The sequence below is a fragment of the Pseudomonas sp. BW16M2 genome (genome assembly GCF_014268865.1).
GTDB lineage: Bacteria > Pseudomonadota > Gammaproteobacteria > Pseudomonadales > Pseudomonadaceae > Aquipseudomonas > Aquipseudomonas peradeniyensis.
The window spans coordinates 1-26,886 of sequence record NZ_JABWRI010000048.1 but is presented as its reverse complement, the minus strand read 5'-3'; the positions used below and the strand labels follow the sequence as shown (position 1 = coordinate 26,886).

At 62.7% G+C, this 26,886-nt stretch carries 27 protein-coding genes and 1 tRNA gene; 21 read left to right on the top strand and 7 right to left on the bottom strand.

The window, feature by feature from the left end; genetic code table 11:
• The first annotated feature begins 281 nt into the window (after positions 1-281).
• Positions 282-1,340: a DNA polymerase IV gene (dinB, locus tag HU735_RS26025; protein WP_162232951.1), complete on the top strand. Its 1,059-nt coding sequence runs from the start codon at positions 282-284 to the stop codon at positions 1,338-1,340.
• A 31-nt stretch (positions 1,341-1,371) separates the two neighbouring features.
• Here the strand turns inward: dinB and HU735_RS26020 are convergent, their stop codons facing one another.
• The 3 genes from HU735_RS26020 to HU735_RS26010 all read right to left on the bottom strand — a co-directional run bounded on the left by HU735_RS26020 (position 1,372) and on the right by HU735_RS26010 (position 5,524).
• Positions 1,372-2,325 (bottom strand): hypothetical protein, encoded by a 954-nt coding sequence (locus tag HU735_RS26020; RefSeq protein WP_186716307.1) that lies wholly within the window; start codon positions 2,323-2,325, stop codon positions 1,372-1,374.
• A 21-nt stretch (positions 2,326-2,346) separates the two neighbouring features.
• Positions 2,347-4,062, bottom strand: a complete 1,716-nt coding sequence (locus HU735_RS26015) for a proline--tRNA ligase (protein ID WP_186716305.1) — start codon at positions 4,060-4,062, stop codon at positions 2,347-2,349.
• 157 nt (positions 4,063-4,219) lie between these two features.
• Complete coding sequence (locus tag HU735_RS26010) at positions 4,220-5,524, bottom strand: OprD family porin (RefSeq protein ID WP_186716303.1); 1,305 nt, start codon at positions 5,522-5,524, stop codon at positions 4,220-4,222.
• A gap of 762 nt (positions 5,525-6,286) precedes the next feature.
• On the opposite strand from HU735_RS26010, the gene HU735_RS26005 reads away from it, so the two are divergent.
• Together HU735_RS26005 and HU735_RS26000 are read left to right on the top strand one after the other, a co-directional pair.
• Positions 6,287-6,706: an HIT domain-containing protein gene (locus tag HU735_RS26005; RefSeq protein WP_186716301.1), complete on the top strand. Its 420-nt coding sequence runs from the start codon at positions 6,287-6,289 to the stop codon at positions 6,704-6,706.
• Positions 6,707-6,708: 2 nt separating this feature from the next.
• On the top strand, positions 6,709-6,921 hold the full coding sequence (locus HU735_RS26000; RefSeq protein WP_238349903.1) for a SlyX family protein: 213 nt from the start codon (positions 6,709-6,711) through the stop codon (positions 6,919-6,921).
• Positions 6,922-6,940: 19 nt separating this feature from the next.
• Here the strand turns inward: HU735_RS26000 and HU735_RS27345 are convergent, their stop codons facing one another.
• Positions 6,941-7,534 (bottom strand): cold-shock protein, encoded by a 594-nt coding sequence (locus tag HU735_RS27345; protein WP_186716299.1) that lies wholly within the window; start codon positions 7,532-7,534, stop codon positions 6,941-6,943.
• A gap of 267 nt (positions 7,535-7,801) precedes the next feature.
• On the opposite strand from HU735_RS27345, the gene HU735_RS25990 reads away from it, so the two are divergent.
• The 18 genes from HU735_RS25990 (at position 7,802) to HU735_RS25905 (ending at position 21,391) form a co-directional block, all read left to right on the top strand.
• Complete coding sequence (locus HU735_RS25990) at positions 7,802-8,275, top strand: Dps family protein (protein WP_028690591.1); 474 nt, start codon at positions 7,802-7,804, stop codon at positions 8,273-8,275.
• A gap of 194 nt (positions 8,276-8,469) precedes the next feature.
• A complete protein-coding gene (locus HU735_RS25985) occupies positions 8,470-8,790 on the top strand; it encodes a ribbon-helix-helix domain-containing protein (RefSeq protein WP_186716309.1) in 321 nt (106 codons plus the stop codon).
• An 89-nt stretch (positions 8,791-8,879) separates the two neighbouring features.
• On the top strand, positions 8,880-9,101 hold the full coding sequence (locus HU735_RS25980) for a zinc ribbon domain-containing protein (protein ID WP_050704473.1): 222 nt from the start codon (positions 8,880-8,882) through the stop codon (positions 9,099-9,101).
• Between the two features lie 94 nt (positions 9,102-9,195).
• Entirely contained in the window at positions 9,196-10,971 is a 1,776-nt protein-coding gene (gene aspS / locus HU735_RS25975) for an aspartate--tRNA ligase (RefSeq protein ID WP_186716297.1), read from the top strand.
• 110 nt (positions 10,972-11,081) lie between these two features.
• On the top strand, positions 11,082-11,834 hold the full coding sequence (locus HU735_RS25970) for a YebC/PmpR family DNA-binding transcriptional regulator (protein ID WP_062574893.1): 753 nt from the start codon (positions 11,082-11,084) through the stop codon (positions 11,832-11,834).
• 148 nt (positions 11,835-11,982) lie between these two features.
• Positions 11,983-12,507, top strand: a complete 525-nt coding sequence (gene ruvC / locus HU735_RS25965) for a crossover junction endodeoxyribonuclease RuvC (protein WP_050704476.1) — start codon at positions 11,983-11,985, stop codon at positions 12,505-12,507.
• Positions 12,508-12,615: 108 nt separating this feature from the next.
• On the top strand, positions 12,616-13,233 hold the full coding sequence (gene ruvA, locus HU735_RS25960; protein WP_027919956.1) for a Holliday junction branch migration protein RuvA: 618 nt from the start codon (positions 12,616-12,618) through the stop codon (positions 13,231-13,233).
• Entirely contained in the window at positions 13,230-14,276 is a 1,047-nt protein-coding gene (gene ruvB, locus HU735_RS25955; protein ID WP_011535158.1) for a Holliday junction branch migration DNA helicase RuvB, read from the top strand. Before ruvA ends, ruvB begins: the two co-directional genes overlap by 4 nt.
• Positions 14,277-14,401: 125 nt before the next feature.
• A complete protein-coding gene (ybgC, locus tag HU735_RS25950; protein ID WP_186716295.1) occupies positions 14,402-14,854 on the top strand; it encodes a tol-pal system-associated acyl-CoA thioesterase in 453 nt (150 codons plus the stop codon).
• Between the two features lie 2 nt (positions 14,855-14,856).
• Positions 14,857-15,552 (top strand): protein TolQ, encoded by a 696-nt coding sequence (gene tolQ / locus HU735_RS25945; RefSeq protein ID WP_023628695.1) that lies wholly within the window; start codon positions 14,857-14,859, stop codon positions 15,550-15,552.
• Positions 15,553-15,566: 14 nt separating this feature from the next.
• Complete coding sequence (tolR, locus tag HU735_RS25940; protein ID WP_011535155.1) at positions 15,567-16,019, top strand: protein TolR; 453 nt, start codon at positions 15,567-15,569, stop codon at positions 16,017-16,019.
• Entirely contained in the window at positions 16,019-17,095 is a 1,077-nt protein-coding gene (gene tolA, locus HU735_RS25935) for a cell envelope integrity protein TolA (RefSeq protein WP_186716293.1), read from the top strand. The genes tolR and tolA overlap by 1 nt, the downstream gene beginning before the upstream one ends.
• Positions 17,096-17,142: 47 nt before the next feature.
• Positions 17,143-18,393, top strand: coding sequence for a Tol-Pal system beta propeller repeat protein TolB (tolB, locus tag HU735_RS25930; RefSeq protein ID WP_189657181.1), 1,251 nt, complete (start codon positions 17,143-17,145; stop codon positions 18,391-18,393).
• Between the two features lie 54 nt (positions 18,394-18,447).
• Positions 18,448-18,945, top strand: coding sequence for a peptidoglycan-associated lipoprotein Pal (pal, locus tag HU735_RS25925; protein ID WP_028690581.1), 498 nt, complete (start codon positions 18,448-18,450; stop codon positions 18,943-18,945).
• Between the two features lie 6 nt (positions 18,946-18,951).
• Positions 18,952-19,761, top strand: coding sequence for a tol-pal system protein YbgF (gene ybgF, locus HU735_RS25920; protein ID WP_050704480.1), 810 nt, complete (start codon positions 18,952-18,954; stop codon positions 19,759-19,761).
• A 160-nt stretch (positions 19,762-19,921) separates the two neighbouring features.
• Positions 19,922-20,569: a 7-carboxy-7-deazaguanine synthase QueE gene (gene queE, locus HU735_RS25915; RefSeq protein WP_050704519.1), complete on the top strand. Its 648-nt coding sequence runs from the start codon at positions 19,922-19,924 to the stop codon at positions 20,567-20,569.
• A gap of 10 nt (positions 20,570-20,579) precedes the next feature.
• Positions 20,580-21,254 carry a 7-cyano-7-deazaguanine synthase QueC gene (gene queC, locus HU735_RS25910; protein ID WP_050704481.1) on the top strand — a complete coding sequence of 225 codons (675 nt, stop codon included), beginning with the start codon at positions 20,580-20,582 and terminating at the stop codon, positions 21,252-21,254.
• A 61-nt stretch (positions 21,255-21,315) separates the two neighbouring features.
• A tRNA-Lys gene (locus tag HU735_RS25905) sits at positions 21,316-21,391 on the top strand.
• 71 nt (positions 21,392-21,462) lie between these two features.
• Here the strand turns inward: HU735_RS25905 and HU735_RS25900 are convergent.
• The 3 genes from HU735_RS25900 to HU735_RS25890 all read right to left on the bottom strand — a co-directional run bounded on the left by HU735_RS25900 (position 21,463) and on the right by HU735_RS25890 (position 26,610).
• Positions 21,463-22,749, bottom strand: coding sequence for an FAD-binding oxidoreductase (locus HU735_RS25900; RefSeq protein ID WP_186716288.1), 1,287 nt, complete (start codon positions 22,747-22,749; stop codon positions 21,463-21,465).
• Between the two features lie 53 nt (positions 22,750-22,802).
• Positions 22,803-24,356 carry an amino acid permease gene (locus HU735_RS25895; protein WP_186716286.1) on the bottom strand — a complete coding sequence of 518 codons (1,554 nt, stop codon included), beginning with the start codon at positions 24,354-24,356 and terminating at the stop codon, positions 22,803-22,805.
• Positions 24,357-24,840: 484 nt separating this feature from the next.
• Entirely contained in the window at positions 24,841-26,610 is a 1,770-nt protein-coding gene (locus HU735_RS25890; RefSeq protein WP_186716284.1) for a phosphoethanolamine transferase CptA, read from the bottom strand.
• Positions 26,611-26,886: the final 276 nt, after the last annotated feature.

Below are 26,886 nucleotides of genomic sequence, written 5' to 3'. Positions count from 1 at the left end.
CGGGAGCCGGATTTGAACCGACGACCTTCGGGTTATGAGCCCGACGAGCTACCAGGCTGCTCCATCCCGCGCCTGTGAGAACGAATTCTACGGATTTCCTTTTCGGTGTCAAGCATTAATTCAAAAAAATCCTTTTTTGTTCAAACCCTTAGCGTCTCAGATCGGCACGCGGCTCAGTCGTGACGGGGTTTGCAGGCCGATCATCCCGCACAGGCTGTTTCGTGGCGGGGGCATGGGATACTATCTGTATGAATTTACAGTAGTGGCTGTCGTCCATGTCCCTGCGCAAGATCATCCACATTGATTGTGACTGTTTCTACGCCGCCATCGAGATGCGTGACGACCCGCGCCTGGTCGGTCGCCCCATGGCGGTGGGCGGGCAGCCGGGGCAGCGCGGGGTGATCGCCACCTGCAACTATGAGGCGCGCGCCTACGGGGTTCGTTCGGCGATGGCGTCCGGGCATGCCCTGAAGCTGTGTCCGGACCTGGAGATCGTCAAGCCGCGCTTCGAGGCCTACCGCGAGGCGTCGCGGGAGATCCATACGATCTTTCGCGACTACACCGAGTTGATCGAGCCCTTGTCGCTGGACGAGGCCTATCTGGATGTCAGCGACAGCCAGTGGTTTGCCGGCAGTGCCACGCGCATTGCCGAGGACATTCGTCGGCGGGTGGCCCAGCAACTGCACATCACGGTGTCCGCCGGGGTGGCGCCGAACAAGTTCCTGGCCAAGATCGCCAGTGACTGGCGCAAGCCCAACGGTTTGTTCGTCATCACTCCGGATCAGGTGGAGGAATTCGTTGCGAACCTGCCGGTGGCGCGCTTGCACGGAGTCGGCAAGGTGACGGCGGACAAGCTCTCGCGGCTGGGGATCGATACCTGCCTGTCGCTGCGCGACTGGTCGCGGCTGGCGCTGGTTCGCGAGTTCGGCAGTTTTGGCGAGCGCCTGTGGGGGCTGGCGCGGGGGATTGACGAGCGGGCGGTACAGAACGACAGCCGGCGACAGTCGGTCAGCGTCGAGAACACCTACGACCATGACCTGCCCGACCTGAACAGCTGCCTGGAAAAACTGCCGGAGCTGTTGGCCAGCCTGAACGAGCGGATAGCGCGAATGGACAGCAGCTATCGGCCCGACAAGCCCTTCGTCAAGGTCAAGTTCCATGACTTCAGCCAGACCACGATGGAGCAGGCGGGGGCGGGTAGGGATCTGGAGAGTTACCGGCAGTTGCTCAGCCAGGCGTTTGCCCGGGGCGGCAAGCCGGTGCGGTTGTTGGGTGTGGGGGTGAGGCTGCGCGATCTGCGCGGAGCGCATGAGCAGTTGGAGTTGTTCGAGGATAAATAAAAGAGGGGCCACGAAGCGGCCCCTTTTCGATTTACTGCACGCCTGGATCGGCTACCAGGCGCCCGGTGGCCTTGGTCAGCGTCTGCAGGAATTCCTGTTGCAGTTCCGGATCGTTGCGGGTCAGCTCGATCAGGCTCTGCTCCAGTTCACTGGCTTCTTCTTCCAGGCCCAGCTCCGACAGGCGCTTGACCCGATGCACCCACTGGCCGACATCATCATCCTCGAGGTCATCGAAGATCAGCTCGTGAGCCTCGAGCAGCTTGCCGCGCAGGTTGCCGCTGACCAGCAGGCTGGCATCGCCGCGCACCTGGTTGTCCTCGTCGGCCACCTGCAGGTGCAGGGTGCCGATATGGTTGAGGTTCTGCTCGGCGAACGGGCTGTCGAGCAGGTTCAGGCGCAGCACACCGTTCTTGTCGGTAGTCAGCTCGTGGGTCATCTTGCCGGCTTTGACCTCGACCAGGCGCTCGTTCCACGGCAGGCTGATGGACTCCTCGCGCTTGCCCTTCTCAACCTCGTCGATACCGGCCAGGTTCTGCTGGGCGCGACCGTTGGACGGCACGTTCATGAACGGGTTGACGCCCGCCACGCCATAGCTGAGCCAGTCGTGGGTGACGCTGTCCGGCAGGTTGCCCAGGGCGAACACGTTGACCACGTTGGCGCCGATACCGGCCACCACCGCTACCGCGCCAAGCGGGATCTCGTAGATCTCCCGCCAGGGTTGGTAGGGGGTGTAGCGGTCGTAGCGGCGGGTCACCTCGAACTCGGTGACCTCGAAGCGCTTGAGCTCATGGATGCGCACACGTCGTTGCGGAAGCTCCATCACCTTCGGCTCGCCGACATCGATCTGCAGACTGTGCTCGAGCAGCTTGCGCTCGACGCGCTCCTCGTGGTCGCTGCGCTGGGACATCTGGTTGGCGCAGCCGCTGAGGAGCAGGGCACCGCACAGTGCGGCGCCCCCCAGGGTGTAGGTACTTCGCTTGGACATGATCACTCGCGTAACGGGTTATCAGCGGCGGATGCGGGCCTGCAGGAAGGTCAGCACGTCCGCGAGCGGCAGTGCCTGGGCCTCCGATTCGGTGCGGTGCTTGTATTCCAGGTTGCCGTCGGCCAGGCCACGGTCGCTGACGACGATGCGGTGCGGAATGCCGATCAGCTCCATGTCGGCGAACTTGATGCCGGGGCTGGTCTTCTTGTCGCGGTCGTCCAGCAGCACTTCGAAGCCGGCGGCGGTCAGTTCGGCATACAGCTTGTCGGTGGCTTCGCGGACCACATCGGTCTCGTAGCGCAGCGGTACCAGGGCGATCTGGAACGGTGCCAGGGCGTCGTTCCAGATGATGCCTTTTTCGTCATAGCTTTGCTCGATGGCGGCAGCGACCACGCGGGACACGCCGATGCCGTAGCAGCCCATGGACAGCACCACAGGCTTGCCGTTCTCACCCAGCACCTGGCACTTGAGCGCCTCGCTGTACTTGGTGCCGAGCTGGAAGATGTGGCCGACTTCGATGCCGCGCTTGATCACCAGGGTGCCTTGGCCGTCCGGGCTCGGATCGCCCTCGACCACGTTGCGCAGGTCGGCGACCTGTGGAACCGGCAGGTCGCGCTCCCAGTTGACGCCGAAGTAGTGCTTGTCGTCGATGTTGGCGCCGATGCCGAAGTCGCTCATCAGGGCGACCGAGCGGTCGATGATGCACTCCAGCGGCAGGTTCAGCGGGCCGAGCGAGCCCGCGCCGGCACCGATGGCGGCGCGCAGTTCGGCGTCGGAAGCCATTACCAGCGGATCGGCGACCTGTTCGAGTTTGGCGGCCTTGATCTCGTTGAGTTCGTGATCGCCTCGGACGATCAGGGCAACCAGCTTGCCTTCCTCGGCGCCGTGGACGATCAGGGTCTTGACGGTCTTCTCGATCGCCAGGCCGAAGTTTTCCACCAGTTCGGCGATGGTCTTGGCGTTCGGGGTGTCGACCAGGCGCAGCTCTTCGGCCGGGGCCGGGCGCACGGTTTCACGCGGGATGGCCTCGGCCTTCTCGATGTTGGCGGCGTAGTCGGAGGTGTCGCTGAAGATCACGTCGTCCTCGCCGGAGGAGGCGAGCACGTGGAACTCGTGGGAGTAGCTGCCACCGATGGAGCCGGTGTCGGCCTGCACCGGACGGAAGTCCAGGCCCAGGCGGGTAAAGATGTTGGAGTACGCCAGGTGCATGCGGTCGTAGGTTTCCTGCAGGGAAGCCTGGTCGGCATGGAAGGAGTAGGCGTCCTTCATGATGAACTCGCGGCCGCGCATCAGGCCGAAGCGCGGACGGATCTCGTCACGGAACTTGGTCTGGATCTGGTACATGTTCAGCGGCAGCTGCTTGTAGCTGGACAGCTCGTTGCGCGCCAGGTCGGTGATGACCTCTTCATGGGTCGGGCCGACGCAGAAGTCGCGCTGGTGGCGGTCCTTCAGGCGCAGCAGCTCGGGGCCGTACTGCTCCCAGCGACCGGATTCCTGCCACAGTTCAGCCGGCTGGATGCTCGGCATCAGCACTTCGAGGGCACCGGCGGCGTTCATTTCCTCGCGGACCACGGCTTCGACCTTGCGCATCACCCGCAGGCCCATCGGCAGCCAGGTGTACAGGCCGGAGGCCAGTTTGCGGATCATGCCGGCACGCAGCATGAGCTGGTGGCTGATGACCACTGCATCGGCCGGGGTTTCTTTCTGGGTGGCGAGCAAATATTGACTGGTGCGCATGGTGGGCCGTGTCGATTGCCTGAATGTGAAATGACCCCGCATTGTACGGGGGCGAAACGAAAGCGTACAGAATGCAGCAGTCAGGCTTTTCTGTCAGCCAGGAAAAAGCCCGGCGATTGCCGGGCTTCTTCATTTGCAGAGCAATGCAAGCGCGGGCTTACAGGATGCTCAGCGGGTACTCGACGATCAGGCGCAGTTCGTCCAGCGAGTTGGAGTAGACCGCGTCGGAGGAGCGATAGGTGGCCTGGCGGACACGGAAGCTCAGGTCCTTGGCAGGACCTTCCTGCAGGACGTACTTGACGTCCACGTCGCGTTCCCATTCCTTGCCGTCGTTGGTGTCGGCAGTGTGGGCGCCGGTGCCTCGGACGTAGCGGGTCATGAAGGTCAGGCCTGGCACGCCGAATTCGGCGAAGTTCAGGTCGTAGCGGACTTGCCAGGATTTCTCGCCTTCGGCGTTGAAGTCGGAGCGTGCGACCGAGTTGGCCAGGAAGATACTGCCGCCACCATCGATGCCGTACGCGTATTCGCCGTCACCGGTGACTTTCTGGTAGGCCAGGGTGAAGGTGTGGGCGCCGATGTTGTAGGCGCCGGAGAAGCTGTAGGCGCGGTTGTCGAGCTTGTCGCCATCGGCGGCGGCGCGGTACAGGTTGTCGCCTTCGCCCTTGGTGTCATAGATGTTGAAATCAAAGACCAGGCCTTGCTTGTCCGAGATCGGCAGTGCCCAGTTGACGTTGGCGTAGTATTTGCGCCAGTAGTCCTCGACCTTGGAGTAGTAGAGGCTGGTCGACAGGCTGTCGGTGAAGGCGTAGGAGCCACCGAATACGTCAGCTTCTTTCAAGCCGCGGCGGCCGAGGCCGTCACTGATACTGTCGCGGTCAGTCTCGGACTGGGCGGTCATGCTGGTGAATCGGCCGGCGTGCAGGGTCAGGCCCTTGATCTCGTTGCTGGTCAGCAATGCGCCTTCTGCGGTTTCAGGCAGCAGGCGGCTGTCGTCGGTGGCGAAGACCGGCAGCGCGGTGAACTGGTCGCCGACTTTCAGCACGGTATCGGAGATGCGGAATTTGACGGCGACGCCGCCCTTGGAGTAATCGTCCTGAGAGCGACGGTCTTCGCCGGTAGGGAACAGGCCGGTGCCCGAGTAACCGCGACCGCTGTCAAGTTTGAGGCCGAGCAGGCCGATGGCGTCAACGCCGACGCCGACGGTGCCTTGGGTGAAGCCCGACTCGAAGGTGCCGATGAAGCCTTGGCCCCATTCACGCTGGTCGTGCCGCACGTTGGCCAGCCTGTTGGCGTTCGACTCAGTGTTGCGATAGTCACGGCTGAAGTACAGGTTACGCATCTTGACATTCAGCTTGCTGTCTTCGACGAAACCTTTCGATTCATCCTGCGAGGAGGCGACAGCCAGTTGCGAAGTCCCTGCCGCTACGGCCAGGGCGATCATGCTCCACTTCATCACGCGCATCGTGATTTGCTCCTTTGGTTTTTAGGAAGAGTACCGCCGCACCCGGGTATTTTAGTTATGGGGCCGGCTCTTTCTTGTTATGTCGGCGAAAATGTATATCACGCGGACTATTCTTGGCGATATGGGCAGAAACAACCTTTCGGTAACTTTATGGCCATGTCGCTGTTGGTTGTCTCCATGTCGCAAATCACGCCTGTCATATAAGGGCGTACAACTCCAGCGCTGTCTCGAAACCGTCATATTTGTATAAATACAAAGTACGGCTTGTGAAACTCCCTGGTTTATCCGATGCCGCTGTTGTTATTTGTCGCGTTCACCCTGCAATGCAGGGGTCGTGCCGACTTGGCATGAAACGAATGCAACAAGCGTGCTCAAAATCACGAACGCTTGATGAAATTTTCACATTTGCCTCGAGCGGGGCTGGAAAACCTCCGCAAACACGGGGCGCGACCAGCTCGTCGGCGGGTCGCGATCCTTCCTTGTGTTTGCTTGGGAAGCTGCCTTCCAAGTCAAGGTGTTACCGCCGATTGTTTATCCTGGCTGTTTTATGTGAAGGATGTGTGGCGAAGGTCTGACGAGCGGCATCATTTTGGTGCGAAAAGTAGCGCAGTGTTACCGAAGCGGGGCGTTGATGTTGTCATTCGCGTGCCACAAATGCCCAGGATCGACGTCGACGGGTGTGGCAGCGGTCGAAGCGGAGTATCCTTGCGCGCCTGTGCCCGACCGCTCGGGAGGGCTGTATCGCTTGTAAGGAGGTTTGCCGTGTTCACCCTCGATTCGCGTCTGCAGGAGGATTCCCTGGTGTTGGGCGACCTGCCGCTGTGCCGCCTGCTGCTGAGCAAGGATGCCAACTACCCCTGGTTCATCCTGGTGCCGCGTCGCGCCGATATCACCGAAGTGTTCGAGCTCGAGGAGGCCGACCAGCAGCAACTGTGGGTCGAGACCACCGCCCTGGCCGAGGCGCTGAAGGATGCTTTCGCCGCCGACAAGATGAATGTCGCGGCCCTGGGTAACGTGGTCAGCCAGTTGCACATGCACGTGATCGTGCGTCGCCAGGGCGATGCTGCCTGGCCTGCCCCGGTCTGGGGCAGGGTGCCGGCCATCGGCTACACCCAGGAACAGATCGATGGTATTCGCCAGCAAGTGCGTGCGCTGCTGGGTGAAAGCTTCAAGGAGGCTTGAGGATGTCGCAGGGGCTGGAAATGCGCATGGTCGAGCTGGAGACCCGTCAGGCGTTCCAGGACGACAGCTTGCAGGCGCTCAATGATGTGATTGTCGAGCAGAGTCGAGTGATCGAACGCTTGCAATTGCAGATGGCGGAGCTGATCAAGCGCTACGAGGAGATGGCCGGCCAGCAGGGCGGCGGGGGAGAGGAAGCGCCGCCGCCTCATTATTGAGTACGGCGGCGGCAAAGGGTCAGCGGCGCGCGACGGCGACCACGTCTTCGGCCTGCAGGCCCTTGTCGCGGTGCATCACCGAGAACTCCACGCGCTGGCCTTCGACCAGCACTCGGTGGCCCTCGCCGCGGATGGCGCGAAAGTGCACGAAGATATCGTCACCGGAATCGCGGGAGATGAAGCCGAAGCCCTTGGAGGTGTTGAACCACTTCACGGTGCCGGTATCGCGATTGCCGACGTCATGCGAGGTGCCTTGGCTGGAGCGGGCCTTTCGCGTGCCGCGAACGAAGCCGGCAATCAGGTGCAGCGCGCAGGCCAGGACAGCACAGGCCAGGGCTGCCAGGTTGCCCAGCTCCGGGCGGGCCAGCAGGGTCACGGTCTGTAGCACCACGGCCAGCACCAGCAGCAGGCTGGCGGCGTGTTGCAATTGCTGGCGCAGGCCTTTGTAGTACTGCGGCAGTACCGGGGCAATGACCAGGTTGAGCAGCCCGAGCAGCGCCAGGTAGACGGCCTCGGGTTGTTGCAGGAAGGGTGTTGCGTCAGCTTTCAGGCTGGGTATGAGCGATAGCAGCAACGCCGCCAGGCCCGTCACCAGATGGACGATCTTGAACATTGGTTTGGCTCACATTGATAAGGCCGATCACAGGATGAGCTGGTCGCACGGTGCGCGGGAACGGTAGGCGCGAAAACGTGGCGGGCCAGCCTATGCACCCGGCATTGACAATCCGCACGGGTGGCACACTGCCTATTTAACAGCAAAGACGCAGGCTTCTCAAACCGGCTGGCGCGGGCGGCCCTGTGCCGCATGCGCCGGGCGGCAACTCTTGTTAGAGTGTTTGCTGCCCGCTTGATGATCAAGCCTTATGGAAAGGGGAGCTTCATGGCAATCGATATCGGTATCAGTGAAGAAGATCGCAAGTCCATCGTCGATGGGTTGTCCCGCCTGTTGTCGGATACCTATGTACTGTATCTGAAAACCCATAACTTCCATTGGAACGTCACCGGTCCGTCGTTCCGCACCCTGCACCTGATGTTCGAGGAGCAATACAACGAGCTGGCCCTGGCGGTCGATTCGATTGCCGAGCGCATTCGTGCCCTGGGCTTCCCGGCACCGGGTTCCTACGCCTTCTATGCCCGCCACTCCTCCATCAAGGAAGAGGAGGGGGTGCCGCCCGCCGAGGAAATGATCCGCCAACTGGTGCAGGGGCAGGAGGCGGTGGTGCGCACCGCGCGCAGCATCTTCCCGGTGGTGGACAAGGTCAGTGATGAGCCGACTGCCGACTTGCTGACCCAACGCATGCAGGTCCACGAGAAAACGGCGTGGATGCTGCGGGTCCTGCTCGACGGGAACTGATTGCCGGTTGCTTGTCGTTCGACCCAGTGAAACCGGGCCCGATACCGTCAGCGGTATCGGGTCCGCGCGTTTGCGGGGAAGGCTTTGCCGCTGCTATCGGCCTGGTCGGTGGCGCTTCATGACGGTCATGGACCTGTTCGGCTGACGAACGGGGTGTGGTTTCGTGACGATGGAGCGGTGCGATGGGCGATCCGATGCGTGGTATCGACAGTAATGCAAGGCAGGGGGGCGGCAACCCGCGTCTCGACCCTTTCAGGCGGGATTTCGACATGACCCAGGCCGGACCCGTGTCGCGCTCGGTGCGGCTCAACGGCTTTGCCACCTGCCTGCGCCTGGAGGTGGTGTACTGGCGTATCCTGGAGCGCATCGCCCAGGCCAACCGCTGTTCGGTGAGCGCCGTGTTGTCCTATGTGGATCGCGAGGTGCACCTGCGCCATGGCGGGGTGAGGAATTTCAGCGGCCTGGTCAGGGTGATCTGCGTCGCCTGGTTGCAGGAAGCGCGAGACACGCACTGATCGCCGGGCTGCACTGCTCTCCTTTACCATATATAATCCCGCTCTTTGCTGCCTTGGGCAGCGTGCGATGTGGTTGACGAGAGACACCCATGCCCCTGTACGACTATCAATGTGCATCCTGCGAACACCAAATGGAGGTGTTGCAGAAGATCAGTGCCGCGCCGCTGACCGATTGCCCGGCGTGCCAGGCGCCGGCATTGAAAAAGCTGCTGTCGGTCCCCGGCTTTCGCCTGAGTGGCAACGGCTGGTACGAGACCGACTTCAAGACCGGGGCGAAAAAGAATCTGGCAGGCGGCGACAAGGCCGACTGAGTTGAATTGCATCCGCCAGGTCTTGCAGTATTAGCCCCTTGGGCGGTCAAGACCTCCACCGAACACACGAATCACGAGAAGCGAAACCACGATCATGATGCGCAGCCATTATTGCGGCCAACTGAACGAGTCCCTGGACGGCCAGGAAGTCACCCTTTGCGGCTGGGTCCATCGTCGTCGCGACCACGGCGGGGTGATTTTCCTCGACATCCGTGACCGCGAAGGCATGGCCCAGGTCGTATTCGACCCGGATCGCGCCGAAACCTTCGCCGCCGCCGACCGCGTGCGCAGCGAATATGTCGTGCAGATCACCGGCAAGGTGCGCAAGCGCCCTGAAGGCGCGGTGAACGCCAACATGGCCTCCGGTGCCATCGAGATCCTCGGCTACCAGCTGAACGTGCTCAACGAAGCGGAAACCCCACCGTTCCCGCTGAACGAATATTCCGACGTCGGCGAGGAGACCCGCCTGCGCTACCGCTTCATCGACCTGCGCCGTCCGGAAATGGCCGACAAGCTGCGCCTGCGTTCGCGCATCACCAGCAGCATCCGTCGCTTCCTCGACGAGAACGGCTTCCTCGATGTCGAAACGCCGATCCTGACCCGTGCCACCCCTGAGGGTGCCCGTGACTACCTGGTGCCGAGTCGCACCCACGCCGGCAGCTTCTTTGCCCTGCCGCAGTCGCCGCAGCTGTTCAAGCAGCTGCTGATGGTCGCCGGCTTCGACCGCTACTACCAGATCGCCAAGTGCTTCCGTGACGAAGACCTGCGCGCTGACCGCCAGCCGGAATTCACCCAGATCGACATCGAGACCAGCTTCCTCGACGAGTCCGAGATCATGGGCCTGACCGAAAGCATGATCCGCAAGCTGTTCAAGGAAGTGCTGGACCTGGAGTTCGGTGAATTCCCGCACATGACTTTCGAAGAAGCCATGCGCCGCTACGGTTCCGACAAGCCGGACCTGCGTATTCCGCTGGAGCTGGTCGACGTCGCCGACCAGCTGAAGGATGTCGACTTCAAGGTCTTCGCCGGTCCCGCCAACGATCCGAAGTGCCGCGTCACGGCCCTGCGCCTGCCGGGCGGCGCCAGCATGCCGCGCAGCAAGATCGACGAGTACACCAAGTTCGTCGGCATCTACGGTGCCAAGGGCCTGGCCTACATCAAGGTCAACGAGCGCGCCAAGGGTGTCGAGGGTCTGCAGTCGCCGATCGTCAAGAACATCCCCGAGGCCAACCTCAACAACATCCTCGACCGCGTAGGCGCCGTGGATGGCGACATCGTGTTCTTCGGTGCCGACAAGTTCAAGATCGTCAGCGAGGCCCTGGGCGCGCTGCGTATCCGCCTGGGCCACGACTTCGAGCTGCTGACCTGCGAGTGGGCGCCGATGTGGGTCGTCGACTTCCCGATGTTCGAAGAGAACGAAGACGGCAGCTTCACCGCGCTGCACCACCCGTTCACCGCGCCGAAGTGCACCCCCGAAGAGCTGGAGGCCAACCCGGCCACCGCGCTGTCGCGTGCCTACGACATGGTCCTGAACGGCACCGAGCTGGGTGGCGGTTCGATCCGTATCCACCGTAAAGAGATGCAGCAAGCGGTCTTCCGTCTGCTGGGCATCGAAGCGGCAGAACAGGAAGAGAAGTTCGGCTTCCTGCTCGACGCCCTGAAGTTCGGCGCACCGCCGCACGGTGGCCTGGCCTTCGGCCTGGATCGCCTGGTCATGCTGATGACCGGCGCCCAGTCGATCCGTGAAGTGATCGCCTTCCCGAAAACCCAGAGCGCCGCGTGCGTCATGACCCAGGCCCCTGGCCTGGTCGACGCCAAGGCCCTGCGTGAGCTGCACATCCGTCTGCGCGAGCAGACCAAGGTCGAGTGATCGACCGGGGCGCCTCGGTCACGGGGTGCCCCCGCGCTTGATGCGCAGGATTCTTCACGTTCCGCCCTTCGGGGCGGAACCTGTTTCTGTTTCAAGGATTCGGAGTCGTTATGGCTGGTCATTCCAAGTGGGCGAACATCAAGCACCGCAAAGAGCGCCAGGATGCCAAGAGAGGCAAGGTCTTCACCAAGTGGATCCGCGAACTGACCGTCGCGGCCAAGCAGGGCGGCCCTGACCCGGCCTCCAACCCGCGCCTGCGCCTAGCGCTGGACAAGGCCCTGGGTGCCAACATGAGCCGCGACATCATCGATCGCGCCGTGGCTCGTGGTGCCGGCACCAACGAAAGCGACAACGTCGAAGAGCTGAGCTACGAGGGCTACGGCCCGGGCGGCGTGGCGATCATGGTCGAGGCCATGACCGACAACCGCAACCGTACCGCCGCCGCCGTGCGCCATGCCTTCACCAAATGCGGTGGCAACCTGGGCACCGACGGCTCGGTGGCCTACCTGTTCGAGCGCAAGGGGCAGATCAGCTTCGCCGCCGAGCTTGCGGTCGACGAGGACGCGCTGATGGAAGCCGCGATGGAGGCCGACGCCGACGACGTGGTGGCCAACGACGATGGCTCCTTCGAGGTGTTCACCTCGTTCAACAGTTTCTATGCCGTGCGCAATGCGCTCGAAGAGGCCGGCTTCAAGGCCTCGGACGCCGAGATCGTGATGCAGCCGACCACCAGTGCCGAGCTGGACAAGGACGGCGCGGAGAAGGTGCTCAAGCTGATCGACATGCTCGAGGACCTGGACGACGTGCAGAACGTCTACTCCAATGCGCAGATCTCCGATGAGATCATGGAAACGCTGGGCTGATAAGCTTTCGGCTATCCGTGCGCCTGTACAGACGCAATCGCGGGGCAAGCCCGCTCCCACGAGGCCGGCAAACGCTGGCGTGGGAGCGGGCTTGCCCCGCGATTGCGTCCAGCAAAACCTTATGCATCGACGACTGACTGCACACGCTATGACTCTGATTCTTGGTATCGACCCCGGCTCGCGCATCACCGGCTTCGGCGTGGTCCGCCAGACCGCCCGTGGTTGCGAGTATGTGGCCTCGGGCTGTATCCGCACCGGTGGCGGCGAGCTGCCCGAACGTCTGCAGATCGTCTTTCGCGGGGTGAGCGAGATCATCCGCGAGCATGGTCCGGTGACCATGGGCATCGAGCGCGTGTTCATGGCGCGCAACGCCGATTCGGCGCTCAAGCTGGGCCAGGCCCGGGGCGCGGCCATCGTTGCTGCGGCCGAGGCGGGCCTGGAGATCGCCGAGTACAGCGCCAGCCAGGTCAAGCAGGCCGTGGCCGGCACCGGCGGGGCCAATAAAGAGCAGGTGATGATGATGGTCATGCACCTGCTCAAGCTGACCCAGAAGCCGCAGATCGACGCCTCCGACGCCCTGGCAATCGCCCTGTGCCATGCCCATACCCGCTCCAGCCTGATTCCCCATGGGCTGGCGACGGCGCGGCGGCGCGGCGGACGCTTGCGTCTGTAACCGCTTCATGCGCTGATACACATTTTGTCCGGGTGACGCGCGCTCCCGGCGCATTTGCTGATAGGGTGGACCGGTTTTCGACCGGCACCCGAGAGGAAGGATCGGAACGTGATTGGACGTTTGCGTGGCACCCTGGCGGAAAAACAGCCGCCGCACCTGATTATCGACGTCAACGGCGTGGGCTACGAGCTGGAAGTGCCGATGACCACCCTGTATCGCCTGCCCAAGGTCGGCGAGCCAGTGACCGTGCATACCCACCTGGTGGTGCGCGAAGATGCCCATCTGCTCTATGGTTTCGCGGAAAAACGCGAGCGCGAGCTGTTCCGCGAGCTGATCCGCCTGAACGGCGTGGGGCCGAAGCTGGCACTGGCGCTGATGTCCGGCCTGGAAGTGGACGAACTGGTGCGCTGCGTGCAGGCCCAGGATGCTTCGGTCCTGGTACGCGTGCCCGGCGTCGGCAAGAAAACCGCCGAACGCCTGCTGGTCGAACTCAAGGACCGCTTCAAGGCATGGGAAACCTCCCCGGCGATGTTCACCCTGGTCTCCGACGGCCCATTGCCGGTCGCCAGTGAGTCCTCGGCCGAGGCCGACGCGGTCAGTGCCCTGGTCTCCCTGGGCTACAAGCCACAGGAAGCGAGCAAGGCGATTGCCGCGATCAAGGACAAGGCGGGCCTCAGCAGTGAGGAGCTGATTCGTCGCAGCCTTAAGGGGATGATTACCAAGTGATCGAGACCGACCGCCTGATCGCCGCCAGTGGCCGCGACCGTGAAGAAGTCCAGGATCGCGCGATCCGCCCGCTGCGCCTGGACGAGTACATCGGCCAGCCGGTGGTGCGCGAGCAGATGGCGCTGTTCATCCAGGCCGCGCGCGGGCGCAACGAGTCCCTCGACCATACCCTGATCTTCGGCCCGCCGGGCCTGGGCAAGACCACCCTGGCCAACATCATCGCCCAGGAAATGGGCGTGTCGGTCAAGAGCACCTCGGGCCCGATTCTCGAGCGCCCGGGCGACCTCGCGGCGATGCTGACCAACCTCGAGCCCCATGACGTGCTGTTCATCGACGAGATCCATCGGTTGTCGCCGGTGGTCGAGGAGGTGCTGTACCCAGCGATGGAAGACTTCCAGCTGGACATCATGATCGGCGAAGGGCCGGCCGCGCGCTCGATCAAGCTCGACTTGCCGCCGTTCACCCTGGTTGGCGCTACCACCCGCGCCGGCATGCTGACCAATCCGCTGCGTGACCGTTTCGGCATCGTCCAGCGCCTGGAGTTCTACAGCAACAAGGACCTGGCCACCATCGTCAGCCGTTCGGCCGGTATTCTTGGGCTGCCGATGGACGACAAGGGCGCCTTCGAGATCGCCCGTCGGGCACGGGGCACGCCGCGGATCGCCAACCGCCTGCTGCGGCGGGTGCGCGACTTTGCCGAAGTGCGTGGCAAGGGCGAGATCACCAAGGCCGTCGCGGACATGGCGCTGAACCTGCTGGATGTCGACGAGCGTGGCTTCGATCACTCCGACCGGCGTCTGCTGCTGACCATGATCGAGAAGTTCGACGGCGGTCCGGTGGGGCTCGACAACATTGCCGCGGCGATCGGCGAGGAGCGCCACACCATCGAGGACGTGCTCGAGCCGTATCTGATCCAGCAGGGCTACATCATGCGTACCCCGCGAGGCCGCGTGGTGACCCGGCACGCCTACCTGCATTTTGGCCTGAACATCCCCGGGCGTTTCTGCGAAGGTGGCGAATATGCCGCCCAGGACGACGAATGACAGATCGAATCGGGTTTTTCGTGGTCCTAGCGCTGGCATGCCGCAGGCTCGCTGGCAATAGGACATTATTGATGAAAAAACAGTTACCGCGGCGGATTGGCAAGTTCAGGAGTAACCACTAGAGTATGCGCGCGCAAAATGGGCTGGAGCCGTTCGCACACCGCTGTCGCGTCTATTACGAGGATACCGACGCCGGTGGCGTGGTGTATTACGTCAACTACCTCAAGTTCATGGAGCGCGCCCGCACCGAGCGGCTGCGGCACCTGGGGTTCTCCCAGGCCCAGCTGGCGCAGGACAACCTGTTGTTCGTGGTCCATTCCAGCGAGGCGCGCTATCACGCGCCGGCCCGCCTGGACGATGAGCTGCGGGTGACCGCGCAAGTGCTTGAATTGAATCGTGCCAGCCTGCGCTTCGTGCAGCAGGTGTGGCGAACACAGGATGAAGTGCTGCTCTGCGAGGGGCAGTTCCTGGTGGCCGCCGTGCGCGCCGACACTTTCAAACCCCGGGCCATTCCCCCAGAACTGCGCGACGCATTCCTGGCGGACAGCGCGGGTACTCAATCGAACGCAGGAGAATAAGCGTGGAAGCAAACGTCGTCGACCATACCTCCATGTGGAGCCTGGTCGCCAATGCCAGTGTCGTGGTTCAGCTGGTAATGCTGACCCTCGTGGCAGCCTCGGTGACCTCTTGGATCATGATCTTCCAGCGCAGCACCATGCTGCGCGCCGGTCGTCGTGCACTGGACGCTTTCGAAGAGCGCTTCTGGTCGGGCATCGACCTGTCCAAGCTGTACCGCCAGGCGGGCAGCAACCCCGATCCGGACTCGGGTGTCGAGCAGGTGTTCCGCGCCGGCTTCAAGGAATTCTCGCGTCTGCGCCAGCAGCCGGGCGTTGACCCTGATGCGGTCATGGAAGGTGTCGGTCGTGCCATGCGCGTGGCCATTTCCCGCGAGGAAGAAAAGCTCGAGCAGAGCCTGCCGTTCCTGGCGACCGTCGGTTCCACCAGCCCGTACATCGGCCTGTTCGGTACCGTGTGGGGCATCATGAACTCGTTCCGTGGCCTGGCCAGCGCCCAGCAGGCGACCCTGGCCACCGTGGCTCCCGGTATCGCCGAGGCCCTGATCGCCACCGCGATCGGCCTGTTCGCCGCGATCCCGGCCGTTATCGCCTACAACCGTTTTGCCGCGCGCAGTGAAGTGCTGATTGGCCGCTACTACACCTTCGCCGACGAGTTCCAGGCGATCCTGCACCGCAAAGTACACACCAGCGAAGAGTGATCAGGTAGAAACCCATGGCCCGAGTTCGCCACAAACGCAAGCCGGTCGCCGAGATGAACGTGGTGCCCTACATCGACGTGATGCTGGTGCTGCTGGTCATCTTCATGGTGACCGCCCCCATGCTCAACCAGGGCGTGAAGGTGGACCTGCCCAAGGTTTCCAGCGAAGCCCTGCCGCAGGACAACAACGTCCAGGTCCTGACCATCTCGATCAAGGCCGACAAGACTTACTACTGGAACCTTGGCAGCGAAGTCGACACCGACAAGCAGATGGACAAGGCCATGACCTTACCGGAAATGACCGGTGCGGTGACCAAGATCATCGCCGCCGGCCGTGACCAGGGCAAACAGACCCAGGTCTTCATCCGTGGCGACAAGGCCGTCGACTACGGCGCGGTCATGGGCGCCATGGGCGGGTTGCAGAAGGCCGGTGTCGGTAACGTTGGCCTGATTACCGAGGCGCCCTGATGCAGCAGCGAGAGCCATCCGCCTCGGAAAGCTACTTCTGGCCCAGTGTCTGGGCCATCGGCCTGCATGTGCTGGTGTTCGGCATGCTGTTCGTCAGCTTTGCCATGACCCCCGAGCTGCCGCCGTCCAAGCCCATCGTCCAGGCCACGCTCTACCAGCTCAAGTCCAAGAGCCAGGCGACCACCCAGACCAATCAGAAGATTGCCGGGGAGGCGAAGAAGACTGCTTCGCGCCAGACCGAGGTCGAGCAGCTGGAGCAGAAGAAGGTCGAGCAGGAGGCCGTGAAGGCCGCGGAACAAAAGAAAGCCGACGCCGCTCAAAAGGCCGAGGAGGCTCGCGAGGCCGCCGAGGCGAAGAAGGCTGAGGAGGCCGCCAAGGCCACCGAGCAGAAGAAGGCTGCCGAGGCCAAGAAAGCCGAGGAAGCGAAGAAGGCCGCTGAAAAGCAACAGGCCGACATCGCCAAGAAGAAGGCTGAGGAAGAGGCCAAGAAACAGGCCGAGGAAGAAGCCAAGAAAGAAGCTGCGGAAGAGGCGAAGAAGAAAGCCGCCGAAGACGCGAAGAAAAAAGCAGCCGAGGACGCCAAGAAGAAAGCGGCGGCCGAGGACGCGAAGAAGAAGGCAGCTGAAGAGGCCAAGAAAAAGGCCGCGGCAGACGCCCAGAAGAAAAAGGCACAGGAAGCGGCCCGCAAGGCGGCGGAAGACAAGAAGGCCCAGGCGCTCGCCGAGCTGTTGTCCGACACCACCGAGCGGCAGCAGGCGCTGGCCGACGAGCAAGGTGACCAGGTGGCCGGCGACTTCGACGACCTGATCCGTATGCGCGCGGCCGAAGGTTGGGCGCGTCCGCCATCTGCGCGCAAGGGCATGACGGTAGTTCTGCAGATCAACATGCTGCCGGACGGCACCATCACCAACGTGAGTGTGGCCAAGTCCAGCGGCGACGGTCCGTTCGACAGCTCGGCCGTGGCCGCGGTGAAGAACATTGGTCGGTTGACCGAGATGCAGGGCTTGAAGCCGAGCGATTTCAATCCGTATCGTTCATTCAAGATGACATTTACACCTGAGGATCTAGCGTTGTGATTAAACGTCTGAGAGGACTCCTGGTCTTGCTCTGCTGCGTGGCAGGCATGGCCATGGCAGAAGAAAAGAACATCCTGGTCACCAGCGGTAGCGACCGGGCAACTCCCATTGCGGTAGTGCCGTTCGGCGTGCAGGGCGGCAGCGTGCTGCCCGAAGACATGGCTGACATCATCAGCAACGACCTGCGCAACTCCGGCTACTACGGGCCGATTCCGCGGCAGAACATGATCAGCCTGCCGACCCAGGCCAGCGAAGTGATCTTCCGTGACTGGAAAGCCCTGGGCGCCCAGTACGTCATGGTCGGCAGCATCGTGCCGGCCGGTGGCCGCCTGCAGGTGAGCTATGCGCTGTTCAACGTCGCCACCGAGCAGCAAGTGCTGACCGGCAGCGTTGCCGGCGGCGTCGACCAGCTGCGCGACATGGCCCACTACATCGCCGACCAGTCGTTCGAGAAACTCACCGGCATCAAGGGTGCGTTCTCCACCCGCATGCTGTACGTGACTGCCGAGCGTTTCTCGACCAACAACACCCGCTACACCCTGCAGCGTTCGGACTACGACGGTGCCCGTGCAGTGACCCTGTTGCAGTCGCGTGAACCGATCCTGTCGCCGCGTTTCGCGCCGGATGGCAAGCGCATCGCCTATGTCTCGTTCGAGCAGAAGCGCCCGCGCATCTTCATCCAGCACATCGACACCGGTCGCCGCGAGCAGATCACCAACTTCGAGGGCCTGAACGGCGCTCCGGCCTGGTCGCCTGACGGCACCCGCCTGGCGTTCGTGCTGTCCAAGGACGGCAACCCGGACATCTACGTGATGAACGTGGCCTCGCGCCAGATCACCCGCGTAACCGCAGGTCCGGGCATCAACACCGAGCCGTTCTGGGGCAAGGATGGCAACACCCTGTACTTCACCTCCGACCGTGGCGGCAAGCCGCAGATCTACAAGCAGTCGGTCGGTGGCGGTGGCGCCGAGCGCGTGACATTCGTGGGCAACTACAACGCCAACCCGAAACTGTCGGCGGACGAAAAGACCCTGGTGATGATCCATCGCCAGCAGGGCTTCACCAACTTCAAGGTGGCCGCTCAGGACCTGCAACGCGGAAGTGTAAAGATTCTCTCCGAGACCAGTCTTGATGAGTCTCCCACTGTTGCGCCAAACGGCACCATGCTAATCTACGCCACCCGCCAGCAGGGCCGGGGAGTCTTGATGCTCGTGTCGCTTAACGGCCGCGTGAGGCTCCCACTTCCTACCGCTCAAGGCGAAGTCAGAGAACCGTCCTGGTCCCCTTACCTGAACTGATTGCGGCGTAACACGTTTTGCTTAACACACTGGGGTTTCATTAGGAGTTTCACGATGGAAATGCTGAAGTTTGGTAAATTCGCTGCGCTGGCTCTGGCCATGGCCGTAGCTGTAGGTTGCTCCTCGAAGGGCGGTGACAACGCTGGTGAAGGCGCTGTTGACCCGAACGCTGGCTACGGTGCCAACACTGGCGCTGTTGACGGCTCCCTGAGCGAAGAAGCCGCCCTGCGCGCAATCACCACCTTCTACTTCGAATACGACAGCTCGGATCTGAAGCCAGAAGCCATGCGCTCCCTGGACGTTCACGCCAAGGACCTGAAAGCCAACGGCAACCGCGTTGTTCTGGAAGGCAACACCGACGAGCGCGGCACCCGCGAGTACAACATGGCTCTGGGTGAGCGTCGTGCCAAGGCCGTTCAGCGCTACCTGGTTCTGCAGGGCGTTTCCCCTGCTCAGCTGGAACTGGTTTCCTACGGCGAAGAGCGTCCAGTTGCCACCGGCAACGACGAGCAGTCCTGGGCTCAGAACCGTCGCGTAGAACTGCGTAAGTAAGTTCTTATGCGTATGTGCCGTCGTGCTGTAACCGTCCTCGCACTCAGCCTGCCCCTTTCGGCGTGGGCTGCGGTTCCCGTAGTAGATGACAACGCGGGTGGCTATCCACCTGCGGGTTATGGCACGAGCGGCGCCTATGCCGGAGCAGGGGCTTCGGCCCCTGCTTCTGCAAATGGCCAGCTGTTCATGCAGCTGCAGCAGATGCAGGACCAGATTTCCCGCCAGCAAGGCATCATCGAAGAGTTGCAGAACGATGTGTCGCGCATGAAGCAGGAAAACCTCGAGCGCTATCAGGATCTCGACCGCCGCCTCAGCAGCGGTGCCGCGCCTGCCGCGACTCCAGACAATTCCTCCACCGGTGGCGCGAACAACGCAGCCACGGGTGCCGCTGCCGGCGCCAGCGCCGCGCAGCCACCGGCCGCCAGCAGCGAGCCGGGTGATCCGGCGAAAGAGAAGCTGTATTACGACGCCGCTTTCGATCTAATCAAGCAGAAGGACTTCGACAAGGCCAGCCAGGCCTTCAACGCCTTCCTGCGCAAGTACCCCAACAGCCAGTACGCCGGCAATGCCCAGTACTGGCTTGGCGAGGTCAACCTGGCCAAGGGCGACCTGCAAGGTGCCAGCCAGGCGTTCGCCGAAGTCGGCCAGAAGTACCCGAAACACAGCAAGGTGCCGGATTCGCTGTACAAGCTGGCCGATGTCGAGCGCCGTATGGGCCACACCGACAAGGTCAAGGGCATCCTGCAGCAGGTCATCACCCAGTACCCCGGCACCTCTGCCGCACAACTGGCCCAGCGCGACCTGCAGAAGCTCTGAGCGACCCGTTGATGAAGAAACCCGCGCCTGTCGCGGGTTTTTTCGTTAGAATCACGGCCCTTTTTTCGTAAACACGCTGCCGCGGATAACGCCATGTCGAGTCCGCGACAGTGCCTGACGGAGGCGGACAGCCTGTTTAGCTGTCACGCCCGTGGCGATCATGCAAGACACATTACGCATCACCGAAGTGTTTTACTCGTTGCAGGGTGAAACGCGAACGGCCGGGCTGCCCACGGTTTTCGTGCGCCTGACCGGTTGCCCCCTGCGCTGCCAGTACTGCGACAGTGCCTACGCTTTCAGTGGCGGCACCATCCGCACGCTCGATTCGATCCTCGAGCAGGTCGCCGGCTTCAAGCCGCGCTACGTCTGCGTGACTGGCGGCGAGCCGTTGGCCCAGCCCAATGCGCTGCCGTTGCTGCAGCGTCTGTGCGATGCCGGTTATGACGTGTCGCTGGAAACCAGCGGCGCCCTCGACATCAGTGGTGTCGACACCCGGGTTAGCCGCGTGGTCGACCTCAAGACCCCGGGCTCGGAAGAGTCCCATCGCAATCGCTACGAGAACATCGAGCTGCTGACCGGCAACGACCAGGTCAAGTTCGTCATCTGTTCCCGCGAGGACTACGATTGGGCGGTTTCCAAGCTGATCCAGTACAACCTGGCCGAGCGCGCCGGGGAGGTGCTGTTCTCGCCCAGCCACCATCAGGTGAGCGCCACCGACCTGGCCGACTGGATCGTCGCCGACAACCTGCCCGTGCGTTTCCAGCTGCAGCTGCACAAGCTGCTGTGGAACGACGAACCCGGACGTTGAGGAGCAAGACATGACTGACAAACGCGCGGTAATCCTGCTGTCCGGTGGCCTGGACTCAGCCACCGTGGTGGCCATGGCCAAGGCCGACGGCTACCAGTGCTACACCATGAGTTTCGACTACGGCCAGCGCCATCGCGCCGAGCTCAACGCTGCGGCACGGGTGGCCCGTGACCTGGGCGTGGTCGAACACAAGGTGATCGGCCTGAACCTCGACGGCATCGGTGGCTCGGCCCTGACCGACAGCAGCATCGATGTACCCGAGGCGCCGAGCGAGGGGATTCCGGTCACCTACGTGCCGGCTCGCAACACCGTGTTCCTGTCCCTGGCCTTGGGCTGGGCGGAGGTGCTCGAAGCCCGTGACATCTTCATTGGTGTCAACGCCGTGGATTACTCCGGCTACCCGGACTGTCGCCCGGAATTCGTCGAGGCCTTCGAACGCATGGCCAACCTGGCCACCAAGGCCGGCGTGGAAGGACAGGGTTTCCGCATACAGGCGCCGTTGCAGAACCTGAGCAAGGCGCAGATCGTCCAGGCGGGCATTGCCCGTGGTGTGGACTACAGCCTGACCGTTTCCTGCTACCAGGCCGACGACGACGGACGTGCCTGCGGCAAGTGCGACAGCTGCCGCCTGCGGGCCGACGGCTTCAAGGCTGCCGGCGTAGAGGACCCCACCCGGTATTTTTGAAAAAATTTGCGATGGGGTGTTGATTTCCTCTGAGAAATCAGTAATATACGCGCCATCCAACGGGTCGTTAGCTCAGTTGGTAGAGCAGTTGGCTTTTAACCAATTGGTCGTAGGTTCGAATCCTACACGACCCACCATATGCTGTACGAAAGAGCCCGCCTTCATGGCGGGCTTTTTCATGCCTGTCGAAAAGTGGCCAGATCCACTGTCAGCGGTTCAGTCGCCGTGCATCAAAGGCGTCCCGCGCCTGGTAGGCGGTGTAGGTGGCCTGCGCGGCCACCAGGCCGGCCATGCCGAAGGTGCGGTCGAGGCCGAACTGGTTGAAACCGCTCGGTATCGGCAGGCGACGGGCGATGGCGTCCGCCAGGACTTCGCCGGCGACCGTGGTCGGTGCCATGCCATGGCCACCGAAACCGACCGCGTGCCAGATGCCGTTGGCTTCCTGGCCGATCTGCGCCATTTGGTGGCGCCCATAGCTCATCAGGCCGCCCCAGGAATATTCCAGCTCCACGTCCTCGAGTTGCGGGTAGACGCTCACCAGGTCGGCCTTGAGCAGCCTGGCGATGGCCTGTGGCCCGCGATCGAGGATGGAGATGCGTCCGCCCCAGAGGATTCGGGTGTCTTTCAGCGGACGGTAATAATCGAAGGCGAAGCGTGTGTCGTAGAAGGCCGACTGGCAGTTGATGGCCTCCGACAGGCGATCGCCCAGTGGTGGGGTGGCCACCACGTAGGTGGCGATCGGCAGCACGGCACGTTCGATCGGGGCGTAGACGCCGCGGGCATAGCCCCCTGCGCTGAACACTACCTCCTCGGTATGGACTTCGCCCTGGCCGGTGCGCACGATGTAGCCGCCGGCCTTCTTCTCGATGCTGGTCACCGGCGACTGCTCAAAGATTGTCACCCCGGCCTGTGCCGCAGCCTGGGCGATGCCGCAGACGTACTTGAGCGGGTGGAAGTGGAATGCGTTGCGCTCCAGCAACCCGCCGTAATAACGCTCGGTCCTGAGTTGTTCCTTCAGCTCGCCAGGGGCGATGTACTTCCAGTCGACGCCATAGGCCTGCTTCATCAGTTGGCGCGGTTTCTCCAGGCGCGACGGATCGTTGAACCAGTTGGCGAGGATCACGCCCTGGTCGACCAGGTCGCAGTCGATGGCGTAGCGGCGGGTGCGTTCGCGGATCAGGTTGACGGCATCGAGGGTCAGTCGATACAGCTTGCGTGCCTCGTTGGCGCCCAGGGTCGACAGCAGGTCGGCGTTGCCGAGGCTGTAGCCGCCGAAGACGAAGCCGCCGTTGCGTCCCGAGGCGCCATGGCCGACGCGTTGCGATTCGAGGAGCGTCACATCGCTCACCCCGCGCTCGGCCAGCCCTATCGCGGTCGACAGGCCAGCCAGGCCGCCACCGAGGATGCACACACGGGTCTCGGTGCGTCCGCTTTGAGCGGGATAGAAGGTTCTGCTGGCGGTGGCTTCGTAGTAGGAGTCGAAGGTGCTGTTCATCAGGGTCCCGGAGCAGTGATGGGCGGACCGGGGCGGGTCCGCCAATGGAGTGATCAGGCGGGCTGCTGGCTGGACGCGAGCGCATCACCGGCGGGCTCTGCCTTGCTGCGTTCGGCCTTGCGCATCTCGATGCTGGAGAAGTCCATTTCCCTGTAGCGCACCACCCGGGAGCCTGTGACCAGCTTGTGGCCGAACCAGACCACTACGAACAGCACCAGGCCGACGTAGGTGGCGAAGGCGCCGATCCAGTCGATCTGCCCGCCGATGAATGCCTGGTAGTTCTGTCCGAGCATCACCACCATGCACAGGCCGAAGGCGAACAGCGGTCCGAACGGAAAGTACTTCGACACATACGGCAGTTTCGCCAGGTCGTTGCCGTGGAACAGGTAGCCGCGGCGGAAGCGGTAATGGCTGATCGCGATGCCCAGCCAGGCGATGAAGCCGAGCATGCCGGAGGTGTTGAGCAGCCACAGGTAGAGCTTGCCGGGGCTGAACAGGAAGCTCAGCAGGCACAGGCCGGCGACCGCGGCGGTGGCCAGCAGCGCCCAGACCGGCGTGCCGCTGCGGGTGACCCGGGCGAAGATGGTCGGCGCCTTGCGCTCCAACGCCAGGCTGTAGAGCATGCGCGACGAGGCGTACATGCCCGAGTTGCCGGCAGACAGCACCGAGGTCAGGATCACCGCGTTCATCACCGCAGCGGCGGCGAGCATGTCGGCCTTGGCGAAGATCAGGGTGAACGGGCTGATGGTGACGTCCGACAGGCCGTCCTTGAGCAGTCGTGGGTCGGTGTAGGGGATCAGCAGGCCGATCACGACGATGGTGAGCACGTAGAACAGCAGGATGCGCCAGAAGATCTGGCGCACGGCCTTGGGAATGTTGCGCCCCGGGTTTTCTGTTTCGCCAGCGGCGATGCCGACGAACTCGGTGCCCTGGAACGAGAAGCCGACGATCATCGCCACGCCGATCAGCGCCGGCAGGCCGCCGGCAACGGGCGCGTCGCCGATCTGCCAGAGGTGGGCGCCGCCGTCCTGGCCGCCTTCGAGGATGCCCATGAGCATCAGCACGCCCACGGCGATGAAGATGATGATGGTGATGACCTTGATCAGGGCGAACCAGAATTCCGCCTCGCCGAAGAAGCGCACCGAGGCGACGTTGAGGGCAAATAGCAGTACCAGGAAGGCCGCGCTCCAGATCACCCCGGGGGTGTCCGGGAACCAGTAGAGCATGATGATCTGCACGGCCACCAGGTCCACGGCGATGGTCACGGCCCAGGAGTACCAGTAGTTCCAGCCCAGGGCGAAGCCGAAGCTTTCTTCCACGTAGCGAGAGGCATAGGTGGAGAACGAGCCGCTGACCGGTATGCATGCGGCCATTTCGCCGAGGCTGGTCATCAGGAAGTAGACCATCAGGCCGATCACCGCGAATGCCAGCAGCGCGCCGCCGGGGCCGGACTGGGCGATGGTGGCGCCGGAGGAGACGAACAGGCCGGTGCCGATGGAGCCGCCGATGGCGATCATGTTCAGGTGACGGCTGGTGAGCGTGCGTTTGAGGTGTCCGGAAGGCGGGGTTGCGGCAGTCAAACTTGCGTTGTTGTTCGAATGGGTCATGGGCAACCTATTGGATCTGCATTCGGGTGAGTTGTTGTTTTTGTTGTGATCTGACCACTTCCAGTTGCAGGTGACGGGCGCGGTTTGGGCGCCGGTCGGCCGGCGGCTTCTCCAGTGCCGCGGCGCTCGCGATTGCATTGATTGAAATCAGTATTGGCGTTGAAAGGCGTTCTCAACAAACGACAATTAGTTGCTACATCATTCCATTTTGGAATGTTTAATTTCGTCGTTTTGTTCATGTGCCCAAGCGGGTATTCGCACGCATTCATCTGAGTTTCCAGTATTTGCTGAGATGCAGTGACGTCATTCTGAAGTGGAATATTGTCGTTTTGTATTTGTCATGAAATGTACGAAACAATATGGCGGAAATTTATTCATCATTGATGCAACAAAAAACCGATATCTGAGAGACCAGATATCGGTTTTGGGGGCGTGTCCCTTCAAGCGGAGGGATTGGTATGAGGGGCAGCCTTGTCGCGGGCTGTCAGCCTTCGTCAGGGCGAACCGTGCCGCTGCTGGCGGTCCGCTGTTCCTGCTTCACTCGGGTGCCGGGCAGGTTGTCGAACGCGTGCAGCCCGTTTTTCGCGTACGGGTCGCCGATCCAGCGTGGGCTGGCGGTGAACGCTCCGTTGACCAGGCTCTTGGCCGGCTCGTAGCGGTCGTAGCTAAGGCCCGCCAGGTCGGACAGGGTGTGGATCAGGTGTGCACTGCTATAGGGGCGGTTGACCATCGACTGCAGGTCGCGCGGGTGCGCCGCCTGCCAGCTGGGCGAGGTCCAGAGCAGGAAGGGGATGGTGTACATCGGCCGGGTCGGGTTGGCCTCGTTGCGGCCGAGGCGATCATGATTGCCTGAACTGTAGACGTCCTCGCCATGGTCGGAGAGGTACAGCAGGAAGCCGTTCGGTGTGCAGGCCGAATAGCGCTTGATCAGGTCGGACACGACGAAATCGTTGTAGCGCACGGCGTTGTCATAGAAGTTGTAGGTCCGTAGCTGGTCGGGAGACAGCGCCGCCGGCGCGCCGGTGTTGTCCTTGAAGTGGTCGAAGCCGGCCGGATAGCGGTAGCGGTAATCCATGTGCGTGCCGAGCAGGTGAACGATGATCAGCTTCTTGCTGGCCGGGTCCTGCAGGGCCTTTTCGAAAGGCTCCAGCACCACGCTGTCGTACTGGCTGGCGTTCTGGTTGCGCTGGTTGTTCAGGTAGACCGGCACGTCCGTCTGCTGCGAGAAGGTGGTGAGCATGGTGTTGCGCTTGGTCATCGTCTGCTGGTTGGTGATCCAGAAGGTCTTGTAGCCAGCCTGTTTCATCAGGTTGATCAGCGACGGATCGGTGAGGAAACGGTCAGGGTGCTGTTGATCGCCGAAGGTGAGGATCTGCTGCATCACTTCGATGGTGTACGGGCGTGGCGAGACGACGTTGCGGAACACGGTGAGGCCTTTGTCGCGGGCGGCCAGGGCATCGAGGTTCGGCGTGGTGTCACGGTCGTAGCCGTACAGGTGCATGTGCTCGCGGGTGGTGGACTCGCCCAGTACCAGTACAAGTGTGCGTGGCGCGACGCCGCTGTTGTCCTTGAGGTTCTGCAGGGGCGGCAGGGCGGCATTCTGTTCCAGCAGGGCCTGCATGTTGTCGAGCTGCTGGCGGTACTGCCGGTAGCCGACCACCAGTTGCCAGGGCACTGCGGCCGCCATGCGCTGCTCGACCTTTTCCCGGGCGTCGGCGAAGCTGCGTTGCTGGGAGACCATCTGCTTGTAGAACGGGTAGCCCAGGGTTGCCGTCAGTAGCACGGCGACCACCGGCAGGCGGCTGTACAACGGCAGGGTGACCGGGCGGATGCGCCGCCACAGCAGCACGGCGATCGCGCTGTAGAGCAGCAGCCCCAGGCATAGCCAGACGCTGAAGTACTGGCTGAAGTATTCCCCGGCCTCGGCGGTGTTGGACTCGAACATCACGAAGATGACGCTTTGCGAGAACTCCTGGCGGTAGATGCCGAAATAGCTCAGGCCGACCAGCGAGCTGGCCCACAACACCAGCCCGATCAGGGCGGCGAGGGGGCGGGTCAGGCGTGGCAGCAGCAGTACTGGGGCCAGCCACAGGCTGCTGAGGAACAGGGCGTCGCGAAAGCCGGCGAAGCCGGTGGTGCCGCTGAACAACAGCAGGGCCTGGGTGATGCCGGAGAAGTACCAGAAGAACAGCAGGAGCCAGCCGAGACCGGGCCAGTCGATGGATTTGCGGGCGGGGGGAGTTGTACGGGACACGTATGCCTCAGAGAGCGGTTGCCTGCCGGATTGGTTGGCAGGCGACGCTAAAGGGGGCCGCGTGAAAAGATCGTTAACAATTCATGAAAGTCCCGGAGAGACCGACGAGTGAGATACGAGTAACTTGCTCTTGTTGTTCGATCTGGTTGTTGCTGTTTGCTTTTGCTTCTAAGTGCGCGGTAGATCAGGCAACACCAAATGCGACTTCAGGAGGCCGAGCGGAGTTCTTGCGGAGGGAGGTGACGGGCATGGATGCCCGTCAAGCGCTGCGCCCCA